Source organism: Terrisporobacter petrolearius, from assembly GCF_020748185.1.
In the GTDB taxonomy this organism is placed as follows: domain Bacteria; phylum Bacillota; class Clostridia; order Peptostreptococcales; family Peptostreptococcaceae; genus Terrisporobacter; species Terrisporobacter petrolearius.
Map to the genome: position 1 here is coordinate 32,029 of NZ_JAHZMO010000017.1, position 13,973 is coordinate 46,001.

Annotated in this window: 13 protein-coding genes; 11 read left to right on the forward strand and 2 right to left on the reverse strand. The window is 29.5% G+C overall.

Annotation, left to right across the window (positions count from 1 at the left end; translation table 11 throughout):
* Positions 1-9: 9 nt before the first annotated feature.
* Entirely contained in the window at positions 10-744 is a 735-nt protein-coding gene (locus K0040_RS11360; RefSeq protein WP_228108917.1) for an NAD-dependent protein deacylase, read from the reverse strand.
* 199 nt (positions 745-943) lie between these two features.
* Positions 944-1,624, reverse strand: coding sequence for a hypothetical protein (locus K0040_RS11365; protein WP_228108918.1), 681 nt, complete (start codon positions 1,622-1,624; stop codon positions 944-946).
* Between the two features lie 164 nt (positions 1,625-1,788).
* Between K0040_RS11365 and K0040_RS11370 the strand changes: the two genes are divergently transcribed.
* The 11 genes from K0040_RS11370 to K0040_RS11420 all read left to right on the forward strand — a co-directional run bounded on the left by K0040_RS11370 (position 1,789) and on the right by K0040_RS11420 (position 13,948).
* Positions 1,789-6,084, forward strand: coding sequence for a PolC-type DNA polymerase III (locus K0040_RS11370; protein WP_228108919.1), 4,296 nt, complete (start codon positions 1,789-1,791; stop codon positions 6,082-6,084).
* 80 nt (positions 6,085-6,164) lie between these two features.
* Positions 6,165-6,410: a YgjV family protein gene (locus tag K0040_RS11375; protein ID WP_228108920.1), complete on the forward strand. Its 246-nt coding sequence runs from the start codon at positions 6,165-6,167 to the stop codon at positions 6,408-6,410.
* A gap of 181 nt (positions 6,411-6,591) precedes the next feature.
* Positions 6,592-7,053, forward strand: coding sequence for a ribosome maturation factor RimP (gene rimP, locus K0040_RS11380; protein ID WP_228108921.1), 462 nt, complete (start codon positions 6,592-6,594; stop codon positions 7,051-7,053).
* Between the two features lie 30 nt (positions 7,054-7,083).
* Positions 7,084-8,139, forward strand: a complete 1,056-nt coding sequence (nusA, locus tag K0040_RS11385; protein ID WP_228108922.1) for a transcription termination factor NusA — start codon at positions 7,084-7,086, stop codon at positions 8,137-8,139.
* Between the two features lie 12 nt (positions 8,140-8,151).
* Positions 8,152-8,427, forward strand: a complete 276-nt coding sequence (rnpM, locus tag K0040_RS11390; RefSeq protein WP_228108923.1) for an RNase P modulator RnpM — start codon at positions 8,152-8,154, stop codon at positions 8,425-8,427.
* Entirely contained in the window at positions 8,417-8,725 is a 309-nt protein-coding gene (locus K0040_RS11395) for a L7Ae/L30e/S12e/Gadd45 family ribosomal protein (protein ID WP_228108924.1), read from the forward strand. Before rnpM ends, K0040_RS11395 begins: the two co-directional genes overlap by 11 nt.
* A 24-nt stretch (positions 8,726-8,749) precedes the next feature.
* Positions 8,750-10,678 (forward strand): translation initiation factor IF-2, encoded by a 1,929-nt coding sequence (infB, locus tag K0040_RS11400; RefSeq protein WP_228108925.1) that lies wholly within the window; start codon positions 8,750-8,752, stop codon positions 10,676-10,678.
* A 32-nt stretch (positions 10,679-10,710) separates the two neighbouring features.
* Positions 10,711-11,100, forward strand: a complete 390-nt coding sequence (gene rbfA / locus K0040_RS11405; protein ID WP_228108926.1) for a 30S ribosome-binding factor RbfA — start codon at positions 10,711-10,713, stop codon at positions 11,098-11,100.
* Complete coding sequence (locus K0040_RS11410) at positions 11,093-12,073, forward strand: DHH family phosphoesterase (RefSeq protein ID WP_228108927.1); 981 nt, start codon at positions 11,093-11,095, stop codon at positions 12,071-12,073. Before rbfA ends, K0040_RS11410 begins: the two co-directional genes overlap by 8 nt.
* A gap of 12 nt (positions 12,074-12,085) precedes the next feature.
* Positions 12,086-12,994 carry a tRNA pseudouridine(55) synthase TruB gene (gene truB, locus K0040_RS11415; protein WP_228108928.1) on the forward strand — a complete coding sequence of 303 codons (909 nt, stop codon included), beginning with the start codon at positions 12,086-12,088 and terminating at the stop codon, positions 12,992-12,994.
* A 24-nt stretch (positions 12,995-13,018) separates the two neighbouring features.
* Positions 13,019-13,948 carry a bifunctional riboflavin kinase/FAD synthetase gene (locus K0040_RS11420; RefSeq protein WP_228108929.1) on the forward strand — a complete coding sequence of 310 codons (930 nt, stop codon included), beginning with the start codon at positions 13,019-13,021 and terminating at the stop codon, positions 13,946-13,948.
* Positions 13,949-13,973: the final 25 nt, after the last annotated feature.

Sequence of the window (13,973 nt, forward strand, 5' to 3'; positions counted from 1 at the left end):
TTTAGTTTTCTATAATACTGCTTGTGAAAGCACTTCTCCTATGGAGTTATTAATGACTATAGAAGCTTTTGTATCATAACCTGTGCTACTTTTGTTTATTAAAACAATGCTATCGCCATTAAAGTAGTCAATGAAACTAGCTGCAGGATAAACAACTAATGAAGTGCCTCCAATGATTAATAAGTCGGCGTTACTTAGAGCGTTTACAGTTTCATTCACAACAGAATTATCTAATGGTTCTTCATATAAAACCACATCAGGCTTAACTATACCATTACATACATCACAGTAGGGAATATTACCACCTAAATTTAACATTTCATCCAAAGTATAAGCTTTTCCACATTTAGTGCAATGATTTCTATGTATAGATCCATGAAGTTCTAAAACATTTTTACTCCCAGCCATTTGGTGTAAGCCATCAATATTTTGAGTAATTACAGCATTTAATTTTCCCATATATTCTAATTTAGCAAGAGCTATATGAGCACTATTTGGTTTAGCATCTTCATAGATTAATTTATCTTTATAAAATTCAAAAAACTCTTCTGGATATTGCATAAAAAATGTATGAGATACTAATTGTTCAGGAGTAAAATTTCTATTTAGTTTTTTGTTAAATAAACCAGAGGCACTTCTAAAATCTGGAATGTTAGATTCTGTAGATACACCTGCCCCACCAAAAAACACAATATTATCATGACTATCTAGAAGTTCTTTTAACTTTTTAATACTATCATCCATATATAGATACCTCCTAAAATAATACTTATAATATTATAATACCAAATATTAACAAAAATAAGTATAAGTATGCAAAAAAATGTAATTATTTTAGGTTAAATTATATAATCTTAAGAAGAAATGTATTTTTATGAGAATGCTTTGTAGAAGTTAAAATATAATGTAAGAGCTTTCTTAAAATAAGAAAGCTCTTACATTATTAAACAAAATATCTTTTATACTTAAAAAAAACTTCTAAATTATTTTCTTTTACAATAGTTTTAAGATCACCATAATTATATGTTGCAAGGGCGTATTCTCTAATTTTTGAAAATAAAAATTTTTCTTTTTCGCTTTTAAAATTCATAATATTTTTTGCAATTTCCCAAGCAGTAGATTCTCTTTCTATTAAATTTTTCTTTAAACTTACTACACTTTCCTCTAAATCTTTAGGTAAATTATTTTTATAATAATCTTCTTTTGAGATATCAATATTGTAATTTATCATTTGTTCTATAATATCAGTAAGTATTTTAGAATGCTCCCATTTGTTGTTTGAAATGCTGTTATCTAGTATATGACCTACCTCATGAGAACAGACACATTTTGCTATTATTTTCAAGTTTTCTTCAGATATATCTATATTATAATAATTAAAGGTATTAACATAAAAATAGAAATTATAACAAAAGGATAGAAAACCAATTCTCGTTACAAATAACATTCTTAGTTTTGGCAGCGCGCATATGGGTGTGTCTTTTTTGTTAGAATAATAAAGATGTACCTTTTTATCTATTTTTGAATTGAAGTCTTTTACACAGTTTTTAAATAACTTTTTTCCTCCCAGGTTATCATAATATGTGGACATATAATTTATGTCAAAAATATTATTGCATGCCATATTAAAACACCGCCTTAGTTTGGATTGTGGTCATATAATATAATATTAATTAAGTTGTATTTTGAAGCTAATCCTAAAAATAAATTTTATTTTATAAAACATGGTAATGAATTTATTTTCAGATATGATATAATAATTTATCTAGGAAAGGAAGTGATAATCTCATGGATAATATTAAAGACTATTTAGAAAAGCTAGAAATTAAAAATAGTAGATTAGAAAAGCAATTAAAAGAAGTACAAGTATCCAAAGTGGTATATTTTAAAGAAGAAAAAATTTTTTATATGTATTTAGTGTCAAAGGATATTATATCTCATGAGATTTTAGATGAACTTAGAGAAGAGCTACTAGGTAAATTGAAATATTTTAAAAATATTAGAGTCAAAATTAAGTTCAATGGTTTTGGTAGAAAATCCGATAAAGATATAGTAAAAATCTATTGGCATAATATTTTATATATATTAAAAAAAATCTGTCCAGCTATTGAAGGATGGAAAAAACAAGTAGAGTACATGTGTTTAGATAATATGCTAAAGATAAAGATTCCTAAAGGTATTTTTTATGAAAAACTAAAAAATAATAATATAGAAGATGTTATAAGAAATGTATTATTAGAAGAATTGGGAATTGACTATCAGGTTAAAGTTGAAAAAGCAGTTAGTGATAAGGCAGATATAAAAAAATTAATAGAAAAAACAGATAAAGAAATTGAAGATTTAATAAAAGAAATGGAATTTGAAGTAGTAGATGAAGATAATGAAGAAGAAAGTTATGTAATTAAGGATGAATATGATGAACATTTGATTTATGGTGAAGATGTAAATAGTTTAGTACATCCAATAAAAGACCTTAATCAAAAATCTAAGACAGTAGCAATTATAGGTGAAATATTTAATATAGAAAACAAAGAATTGAGAAATGGTAAAATACTTTCAATTATGTCTATTACAGATAATACAAGCTCTATTAATTGTAAGTTGTTTTTAAATGACTTGAACAAGGATAAGGTGTTAGATAGTGTAAAAGAAGGATCTTATGTTAAAATTAAAGGTGATGTTTTATATGATACTTATCAAAGAGAAATCACTATGACTATAAGTGGTATTAGACAAGAAGAAAAACCGAAGAGAAAAGATACTTGTGAAAAAGGCAAAAGAGTTGAGTTGCATGCTCATACTCAAATGTCTTCTATGGATGCTTTATCTCCTACAAAAAAACTAGTTAAACAAGCAGCTGATTGGGGGCATAAGGCAATCGCCATAACAGATCACGGTGTTGTGCAAGCTTTCCCAGAAGCCATGGATGCAGGTAAAGCTAACAATATAAAAATACTCTATGGAGTAGAAGGTTATTTAGTAGAAGATAATTTACCTGTAATACAAAAGGCAAATGATAAAGACTTATCTCAAACGTTCATAGTATTTGACTTAGAGACTACAGGTTTTTCAAATAAAAATGATAAAATTACAGAAATAGGTGCAGTAAAAGTAGAAAACTTTAAGATTGTAGATAGATTTAGTCAATTGATAAATCCTGAGAAGGATATTTCTTATAAAGTTCAAGAACTTACTGGGATTACAAATGACTTAATAAAAGATAAACCTACTATTGAAGAAATATTACCAAAGTTTGTTGAATTTATAGGAGATAGTGTGTTAGTTGCTCATAATGCAGACTTCGATATGGGGTTTATGCAACAAAAATGTAGGGAACAAAATATTGAATTTAAAAATACATCAGTTGATACATTAACATTGGCAAGAACTTTACTTCCTCATATGAAAAGATTTAGATTAAACCTTATAGCTAAGGAATTAGGAATTCCATTGCTTAATCATCATAGAGCTGTAGATGATGCAGAAGCTACTGCACATATATTTATTAAATTTTTAGAAATGATAAAAAAGAAGGGTGCAGAAAAATTAAGCGATGTAAATATGATTTTAGGAGATATAGATTATACTAAATTAAGAACAAATCATGTAACATTAATTGCTAAAAATCAAATTGGGGTAAAAAATTTATATAAAATAGTATCTGATGCCCATGTAAATCACTTTTATAGAGCACCTAGAATATTAAAAAGTGTTTTAGAGGAATATAAAGAAGGAATAATAATTGGCTCAGCTTGTGAAGCTGGGGAGGTTTTCCAAGCTGTAAAACAAAATAAAAGTGATGAAGACTTAGAGCGAATAATATCTCTTTATGATTATATTGAAGTTATGCCAATTGATAATAATAGATTTATGATTGATAAAGGTGAAGTTAAAGATGAAGAAGAATTAAGAGATTTAAATAGAAGAATGATTGAAGTGGCAAAGAACTTTGGAAAAATTCCTGTGGCTACAGGAGATGTACACTTTATAGACAAACATGAAGCTATCTATAGAAAAGTACTTAAATACTCACAAGGCTTTAAGATGGATGAAGAGGAAACTTATCTTCATTTTAGAACAACAGACGAAATGCTAGATGAATTCAAATATCTAGGAGAAGATTTAGCGTATGAGGTTGTAGTAGAAAATACAAATAAGGTAGCAGATATGATTGAAGACATACTTCCAATACCTAATGCAACTTTTCCGCCAGTAATTGAAGGTTCTGATAAAGAACTTAGAGATATGTGTAATGCTAAGGCAGAGAGGATTTATGGATGCCCTCTTCCAGATGTTGTGAGAAAAAGACTTGATAGAGAGTTAAATTCGATTATAAGTAATGGTTATGCAGTGATGTATATTATAGCTCAAAAACTAGTTACAAAATCTCTTGCAGATGGATACCTAGTTGGTTCTAGGGGATCTGTTGGGTCTTCTCTTGCGGCTACAATGAGTGATATAACTGAAGTTAACCCACTGCCAGCACATTATATTTGTGAAAATTCACAGTGTAAGTATTCTTATTTCTATGAAATAGGTGAATGGGGTTCAGGAGTGGATTTACCGGCAAAAGATTGTCCTAAATGTGGAAGACCATTAAAAAAAGACGGGCACGATATACCTTTTGAGGTTTTCCTTGGATTTGAAGGAGATAAGGAGCCAGATATTGACCTTAACTTCTCAGGAAGTTATCAACCTGTAATTCATAAATATACAGAAGAACTTTTCGGAGAAGGTCATGTATATAGAGCAGGAACAATAGGTACTGTTGCAGAAAAAACTGCTTTTGGTTATGCTAAGAAATTCGTAGAAGAAAATGATTTAAATTCAACATCAGCAGAAGTCTTAAGACTTGCAAATGGATGTACAGGAGTAAAAAGAACTTCAGGACAACATCCTGGTGGAGTTATGGTTATACCAGACTACAAAGATGTTTATGATATAACACCTATACAATATCCAGCCAATGATACAAGTTGTGGAGTTATAACTACACACTTTGACTATCACTCTATAAGTGGTAGGATACTAAAGCTTGATATATTAGGACACGACGTTCCGACCATTATCAGAATGATAGAAGATATTACAGGTAGGATTGCTACAGAAATACCTCTAGATGATAAAGAAACAATGTCACTATTTACATCTACAGATGCTCTAGGTGTAACACCGGAGGAGATTAACTGTCCAATAGGTTGTCTTGCTATACCTGAATTTGGAACAAAATTCGTTAGACAAATGCTTCTTGATACAAAGCCAACAACATTTGCAGAGCTTGTACGTATATCAGGATTATCTCATGGTACTGATGTTTGGTTAAATAATGCACAAGACTTAGTTGTGGAAGGTACAGTTGAATTTAAAGAAGTTATATCAACACGTGATGATATAATGAACTACTTAATATTTAAAGGGCTTCAACCAAAGATGGCATTTACCATAATGGAAAGTGTTAGAAAAGGTAAAGGATTGAAGCCTGAATTTATTGAAGCAATGAAAAAAAATGATGTGCCAGATTGGTATATAGGTTCATGTAAAAAGATAAAATACATGTTCCCTAAAGCTCATGCTGTTGCTTATGTAATGATGAGTTTTAGGCTAGCTTATTATAAAGTGCATTATCCCGAAGCGTTTTATGCCACATATTTTACAACCAAAGCAGAAGATTTTGATGCTGACTTAATTGTAAAAGGACTAGATTCTATAAGAGACAAAATGGATGAAATTATTTCTTTAGGCAATGATGCAACAGCAAAAGAAAAAAATATGCTTACAGTTCTTGAAGTTGCTTATGAGATGTATGCAAGAAATATAAAAATTATTCCGGTAGATATTTACAAATCAGATGCAACGGAATTTAAAGTTATGGGCGAAAAGCAAATCTTACCTCCTATGATAGCTTTGCAGGGTGTAGGAGAGAATGCAGCTATACACATACAGCGAGAAAGAGAAAATGGGGAGTTTATATCCAAAGAAGATCTAAGAAAGAGAACTAAAATTTCAAAAACTGTTATTGAAACTCTAACTAATCATGGATCGTTAGACAATATGAGTGATAAAAATCAACTTTCATTATTTTAATAAATTATGAGTGAATTATAGTATAAAAAATGAACAAACTAAGTATATTAATGTACTTATAATTGTAAGGAGGAATTAATATGTTTAGTTTTGAGTATATAGAACTAGTGGGATATGTAGCTTCTGTTTTAATTGCTATATCTCTTACAATGACAGATATGTATAAATTAAGAATAATAAACTCCATAGGATGTTTAATGTTTGTTATATATGGCTTGAATGTTGGTGCTTATCCTGTAGCTTTAGCAAATGCTATAATAATTATTATAAATATTTATAACTTATATAAACTAAGATTATTAAATAATAATAGTCAAAATAAATAATTTATCATTAAGGGAAGGATGCTAAAACAAATATTAAATCAATACAAAAGCTTGTAAATATAACATTTTTATGATATAGTGATATATAAAATAGTATATTTGCAGAAACTAAGAGTGAGACATCTGTGCTCACTCTTTTATTTTAAATACTATAAATACAACTGAATAGGAGGTAAACAATATGAAAAAGAACATAGCTACTGAAATAGAACAAATAGTGTTGCCTATAACAGAAGCCAACGATTTAGAGTTAGTAGATGTTGAATACGTTAAAGAAGGTGGAGAATTCTTCCTTAGAGTTTACATCGATAAAGAAGACGGAGTTTCTTTAAATGAATGTGAATTAGTTACAAGAGCGCTAAATCCAATTCTAGATGAAAAAGATCCAATTAAAGATAACTATTATTTAGAAGTATCATCTCCTGGTCTTGATAGACCACTTAAAAAAGATAAGGACTTTGTGAAATACCAAGGTAGAGATGTGGAAATAAAGCTTTATAAATCAATTGACGGTTCTAAACTACATGAAGGAGAGCTTGTTGGTTTAACAGAAGATAAAAATATTAAAGTTATAATAGATAATAAAGAGGTTGAATTCAATAAAAAAGATGTTGCGCTTATTAGATTAGCTATTAAGTTTTAGTGGTAACATTAATATAGGGAGGATAAACAAATGAATCACGAATTCATGGAAGCGCTAGATGAATTAGAAAAGGATAGAGGTATCGATAAAGATATACTTATAGATACTATAGAACAAGCATTACTTACTGCATACAAAAAGAACTTTGGTTCAGCACAAAATGTTAGAATAGATTTTAACCCAGAAAAGGGAGAAGTAAGAGTTTACTCACAAAGAAGAGTTGTTGATGAGTCAGACTTATATGATAACTTTTTAGAAATAGAACTTGATGAAGCTAGACAAATAAATCCAAAGTATGAACTTGGAGATATATTAGAAAATGAAGTAACTCCAAAAGACTTTGGTAGAATAGCAGCACAGACAGCTAAACAAGTAGTAGTTCAAAGAATAAGAGAAGCTGAAAGAGAAATAATATACAATGAGTTTATAGAAAAAGAAGGAGAATTAGTAACTGGAGAAGTTGCTAGAGTATCTGATAATAAAAAGATTGTTTATGTGAGACTTGGAAAAATAGAAGGATCTATGCCTGAAACTGAACAAATTCCAGGAGAGCATTTTAAAGCCGGCGATAAAATAAAGGTATATATATTAGAAGTGAAGAAAACTAATAAGGGACCTCAAATAGTAGTTTCAAGAAGTCATCCAAATCTTGTTAAGAGACTATTTGAATCAGAAGTACCGGAAATATTCCAAGGTATAGTTCAAATAAAATCAGTATCTAGAGAAGCAGGATCAAGAACTAAAATGGCTGTTCATTCAATAGATGAGAAAATAGATCCAATTGGAGCTTGTGTAGGACCAAAAGGAACTAGAGTTAAATATGTAGTTGATGAATTAGGTGGAGAAAAAATAGATATAATAAACTACAGCGAAAATCCAGCTGAGTTTGTATGTGCATCACTTAGTCCATCAAAAGTAGTTAAAGTAGAAGTTAACGAAGAAGAAAAATCAGCATTAGTTGTAGTGCCAGATTATCAATTATCTTTAGCTATAGGTAAAGCAGGACAAAATGCTAGACTTGCTGCAAAACTTACGAATTGGAAGATAGACATTAAAAGTGAATCTCAATTAAATGACGAAGAATAAGGAGGGATTGCTTTGAACAAGATAAAAAAAGTGCCTCAAAGAAAATGTATTGCTTGTCAAGATAGAGATAACAAAAAAGAACTTATTAGAATAGTAAAAAATAAAGAAGGCGAAATTTTTATAGACTTAGCTGGAAAAGCAAATGGAAGAGGGGCATACATATGCAAGGATTCTGAATGTTTAAAAAAAGTTATAAAAAGCAAGGCTTTAAATAGAGCTTTTAAAATGGAAGTGCCAAATGAGGTATACGAAAAATTATTAGCGGAGTTAGAATCATATGAAAAATAATATGGATAAAATACACTCATTACTTGGCATTGCAATGAGAGCAGGTAAATTAGTATCTGGAGAAGATGCAACTATGTTAGATTTAAAAAAAGGAAAGTTAAATTTAGTAATAGTTGCAGGTGATGCATCGAATAATACGAAAAAATTATTCAACGATAAAACATCTTTTAGAAAAGTAAATTGTATAGAGATGTCTACAAAAAGTGATTTAGGAATGTCTATTGGTAAAAATTCTAGAGCAGTTATAGGAATTAAAGATATAGGATTCGCAAATAAAATCATACAGTTAATGGATTAACAAATAATAATAGGGGGTGATCTTGTGAATAAAACAAGAGTTTACCAAATAGCAGAAGAAGTAGGAATGTCAAATAAGGACATTTTAGCAAAAATAAAAGAATTAGGAATTGAAGTAGAAAACGAAAAATCTGAATTAGAAGAAGATGAAGTAGAATTACTTATGGATCTTTTAAAAGAATCTGATGAAAATGTAATAAAAGTTGATGGAACTTTAACAGTTCAACAATTGGCTGAAGCTTTAGAAAAACCAGCTACAGAAGTTATAATGAAGCTTATGAAAATGGGAACTATGGCTTCTTTAAATCAAGAAGTTAATTTTGAAATAGCTTCTCATTTAGCAAGTGAATATGGATTCACATTAGTTGCAGGTTCAAATGATGAAGAAGTCGAAGAAGAAATAGAAGAATTAATGCAAATAGAAGAAGATAAAGAAGAAGATTTAAAACCAAGACCACCGGTTGTAACAGTTATGGGACATGTTGACCATGGTAAAACATCTTTACTAGATGCTATAAGAAGTACACATGTTACTACTAGTGAAGCAGGAGGAATTACTCAGCATATAGGTGCATCTGAAGTATCGATAAATGGGCAAAAAATAGTATTTTTAGATACTCCAGGACATGAGGCTTTTACAGCAATGAGAGCTAGAGGTGCGCAAGTTACAGATATAGCAATATTAGTAGTTGCAGCAGATGATGGTATAATGCCTCAAACAATAGAGGCAATAAACCATGCTAAAGCAGCAGGTGTTCCACTAATCATAGCTATAAATAAAATAGATAAACCAGCAGCTAACCAAGATAGAGTTAAGCAAGAATTATCTGAACAAGGATTACTTGTTGAAGACTGGGGTGGAGATGTTATAGCAGTTCCAGTTTCAGCTAGACAAAGAACAGGAATAGATACATTATTAGAAATGATACTTTTAGTTTCTGAAATGGAAGAATTAAAAGCTAATCCAAATAAGAGAGCAGTTGGTACAGTTGTAGAAGCTGAACTTGACAAAGGTAGAGGACCAGTTGCTACAGTGCTTGTACAAGGTGGTACTCTAAAAGTTGGAGATCCAATAGTTTGTGGTGTTGCTTCAGGTAAAGTAAGAGCAATGATAAACTCAAAAGGAAAAAGAGTTAAAACTGCTGGACCATCAACAGCTGTTGAAATATTAGGTCTTTCAGAAGTTCCACAAGGAGGAGATCAGTTTGTAGCTGTACCTTCAGATAAAATAGCTAGAAATGTTGCAGAAAAAAGACAACACATAGCTAGAGAAGAAATGTTAAAATCTAACCAAAGAATGTCACTTGACCAATTCTTCGAGCAAATGAACGAAGGTCAAGTTAAAGAGCTTAATATAGTTATAAAAGCAGATGTTCAAGGTTCTGTTCAAGCAGTAAAACAATCACTTGAAAAATTATCTAACGACGAAGTTGCAGTGAGAGTAATACATGGTGGTGTTGGAGCTATAAATGAATCAGATGTTATGCTTGCAGCTGCATCAAATGCAATAATAATAGGATTTAATGTTAGACCAGTACCAAGTGCAGAATCTCTTGCAGAAAAAGAAAGTGTAGATGTAAGAAGTTACACTATAATATACAAAGCTATAGAGGATATACAAGCTGCCATGAGTGGTATGTTAGATCCAGAATATAGAGATGAAGACACAGGTAAAGCAGAAATAAGAGAAGTTTACAAAATATCTGGCGTTGGTACAGTTTCAGGATGCTACGTAACAAATGGCAAAATATTCAGAAACGGTAAAGTAAGAATAGTAAGAGATGGTATAATTATACACGAAGGTGAAATACAAGCTCTTAAGAGATTTAAAGATGATGTAAAAGAAGTAAACAATGGTTACGAATGTGGTATGAGTTTCGTAAACTACAACGATATAAAAGTTGGAGATATAGTAGAAGCTTATGTAACAAAAGAAATAGAAAGAAAATTATAAATAATTAACTACAGATAAAGAGGGTTGATATTATGGCATCATATAATAGAACACGTAGAATAGGCGAAGAAATTAGGAAAACAGTAAGTACTATGCTTATTAATGGAATAAAAGACCCTAGAATAAACTCTATGGTAAGTGTTACAGATGTGGAAGTTACTAACGATTTAAGTTATGCATATATATACGTAAGCATTTTAGGTGGAGATGAAGAATCCACTTTAGAAGGTTTAAGAAATGCAGAAAGCTACATCAGAAGAGAAATAGGTAGAAGTATAAAAATAAGACATATCCCACAAATCATATTCAAAGTAGATGATTCTTTGGTTAAAGGTATGTACATGGACAGCCTTATAAAAAAGGTATCGCAAAAAGAACAAGATAAGCCTCAAACACAAGTTGAGGAAAATGAAAATGAATAGTCTAGATAATATTATAAAGTATATACATGGAAGTAACGATTTTGTCGTTACTTCTCATGTTAATCCAGATGGAGACAATATAGGTTCAACTCTTTCAATTTATTATTTCTTAAAAAAAATCAATAAAAATGTTTATTATGTTATGAATGACGATATGCCTTTAAATATGCAGTTCCTTATTAAAGGTGTAAATATAATAAACTCTAGAGAATTTAAAGAGTTGAAAATAGACAACTATACTTTGATTACTTTAGATTGTGGAGATAAAAACAGAATTTGTGTAGATGATGACATTAAAGATAATTGTATAAACTTAATAAATATAGATCATCATGCAAGCAATGATTTTTATGGTGATTTAAATTATGTAATTGCTGAAGCCTCTTCAACTTGTGAATTAGTATATAATTTACTTGCAAGAAATGAAGAAATAAACGAATTTAAATCTATAGACGAAAATATAGCTACAGCTCTTTATACAGGTCTTATGACGGATACTGGAAAACTTACGTATTCAAATACTCATGCAAGTAGTTTTGATATGGCAAAGCAGTTATTAATCAATGGAGCCCAAACACAAAAAGTAGTCCAAAATGTTTTTGGTAGCAATCCTTTTAACTTTTATAAATTGTTGGGAGAGTCACTAAACACACTTGAAATTATTAATGAAAAAGTGGCTATAATGATGGTTACATTAGATATGCTTAAAAGATATAGTATTGATTTTAAGGATATCGATGGTATTGTACCATATGCTAGAGATATAGAAAATGTTGAAATAGGAATTTTGATTAAAGAAAAAAGTGATAATGAAATTAAAGTTAGCTTAAGATCTAAATCCTATGCAGATGTAAGTCGCTTAGCTAAGGTATTTGGTGGAGGCGGACATATAAGGGCGGCTGGATGCACCATAAATGATAGCATAGAAAATGCAAAAGAAAAAATATTAGAAGAAGCATTAAAAGAAATTTAAGGATGATTTTTAATGAATAAAATAGTAAATATATTAAAACCTACGGGAATGACATCTCATGATGTTGTAAGTAGAGTGAGAAGGATTTTAAGCATGAAAAAAGTTGGTCATACAGGAACATTAGATCCTGATGCGGCTGGAGTTCTTCCTATATGTTTAAATAAGGCTACAAAAGTAAGTGAGCTTATTTTAAATAAAGAAAAATCATACATATGTGAATTAACCTTAGGTGCTGCCACAGACACTTATGATTCCTCTGGAGCAATAACATTTGAAGGTAATACTTCAAATGTTACAAATGAGGATATATATAAAGCTTTTGAAACACAAACAGGAGAAATTAATCAATATCCTCCTGTTTATTCAGCTTTGAAAATTAATGGACAAAAAATGTGTGATTTAGCTAGAAAAGGAAAAGCTGACACTATTGAAATTAAGCCTAGAAAAGTTAACATAGAACAAATAAAAATTTTAAATATAATTGAAAATAAAGTATTATTTTTAGTTAAATGTTCAAAAGGGACTTATGTGAGAAGTATATGTCATGATATTGGACAGTACTTAAAATGTGGAGGACATATGTCCTTTTTACTTAGAACATCTTCTGGAAAATTTAACTTAGAAAATGCAATAACTCTAGAAGAATTAGAAAAATATTATGATGATAACATCTTAGAAAATTACTTATATGATATTGATTATGTTCTAGATAATTTTAAAAAAGTTGAATTAAAAGATACTGCTCTTAAATACTATAGAAATGGTGGAATAATAGATCCTAAAAGATTTACAAATGATAATTTATCACAAAATGATGAATATGTCAGAGTATATTGTAATGATGAATTTATAGGAACTGGAAAATTATTAAAAAATAATAACACTATTAGTCTAAAGAGTGATAAAATTTTTATAGAATAATTTTTATATCAGTGGGGAAAAGACATGATTATTATAAATTCTTTAAATGAAGTAAAAAGTTTTGATAAAAGTGTTGTTACTATAGGTAAATTTGATGGAATTCATAAAGGGCATGAGGTTCTTATAGAAAAAACTGTTGATTATTCAAAACAAGAACAGCTAACAAGTGTAGTTTTCACATTTAAAAACAGCCCTATTAGTTATTTTTCTAATATTATAACTAGAGAAATAATAACAGAAGTAGAAAAAATGAATAAGCTTAAGTTATTAGGTGTAGATGTAGTTATAGATATACCATTTAATAAGGATATGGCAGAGATATCAGCAGAAGATTTTGTAAAACAAGTATTAGTTGATAAATTAGGAGCAAAAAAACTGATTATAGGACATGATTTTGCTTTTGCAAGAAAAAGAGAAGGTACTCCGCCAATATTAAAAATATTAGGTAAAAAATATGGATTTGATGTGGAGGTAATTGAACCTGTAGTTATTAACAACATAAGAGTAAGTAGTACTCATGTAAAAGACTTAATATATGCAGGAAGAGTAGATGAAATAAAGAACTATTTAGGGAGAAACTATGCAATTGAAGGTACAGTAATTCATGCAAAGCAACTAGGTAGAACTTTAGGATTTCCAACGGCAAATCTTAGACTACAAGAAAATCTTATTATACCTAAAAGAGGTATATATGCTACAAAAGTATATATAGGCAATGAAGTATATGTTGGAGCTACAAATATCGGTTATAATCCTACAGTAAATGGAGAAAAAATGTCAGTAGAGACAAATATATTACAATTTGACAAAGATATTTATGGCAAAACTATAAAACTTGAGTTTTTGGAAAGAATAAGAGATGAGAAGAAGTTCAAAGATTTAAACGAACTAAAATTACAATTAAAGATGGATACTAATTATATATATAAAAAGTATATTTGCAAAAGTAGCTAAGTTATGATAAAATAATCAAAGTAAC

Coding starts and splice junctions, on each gene's coding strand:
- K0040_RS11360 (WP_228108917.1), bottom strand. CDS start 744: ATGGATGATAGTATTAAAAAGTTAAAAGAACTTCTAGATAGTCATGAT.
- K0040_RS11365 (WP_228108918.1), bottom strand. CDS start 1,624: ATGGCATGCAATAATATTTTTGACATAAATTATATGTCCACATATTAT.
- K0040_RS11370 (WP_228108919.1), top strand. CDS start 1,789: ATGGATAATATTAAAGACTATTTAGAAAAGCTAGAAATTAAAAATAGT.
- K0040_RS11375 (WP_228108920.1), top strand. CDS start 6,165: ATGTTTAGTTTTGAGTATATAGAACTAGTGGGATATGTAGCTTCTGTT.
- rimP (WP_228108921.1), top strand. CDS start 6,592: ATGAAAAAGAACATAGCTACTGAAATAGAACAAATAGTGTTGCCTATA.
- nusA (WP_228108922.1), top strand. CDS start 7,084: ATGAATCACGAATTCATGGAAGCGCTAGATGAATTAGAAAAGGATAGA.
- K0040_RS11395 (WP_228108924.1), top strand. CDS start 8,417: ATGAAAAATAATATGGATAAAATACACTCATTACTTGGCATTGCAATG.
- rbfA (WP_228108926.1), top strand. CDS start 10,711: ATGGCATCATATAATAGAACACGTAGAATAGGCGAAGAAATTAGGAAA.
- K0040_RS11410 (WP_228108927.1), top strand. CDS start 11,093: ATGAATAGTCTAGATAATATTATAAAGTATATACATGGAAGTAACGAT.
- truB (WP_228108928.1), top strand. CDS start 12,086: ATGAATAAAATAGTAAATATATTAAAACCTACGGGAATGACATCTCAT.
- K0040_RS11420 (WP_228108929.1), top strand. CDS start 13,019: ATGATTATTATAAATTCTTTAAATGAAGTAAAAAGTTTTGATAAAAGT.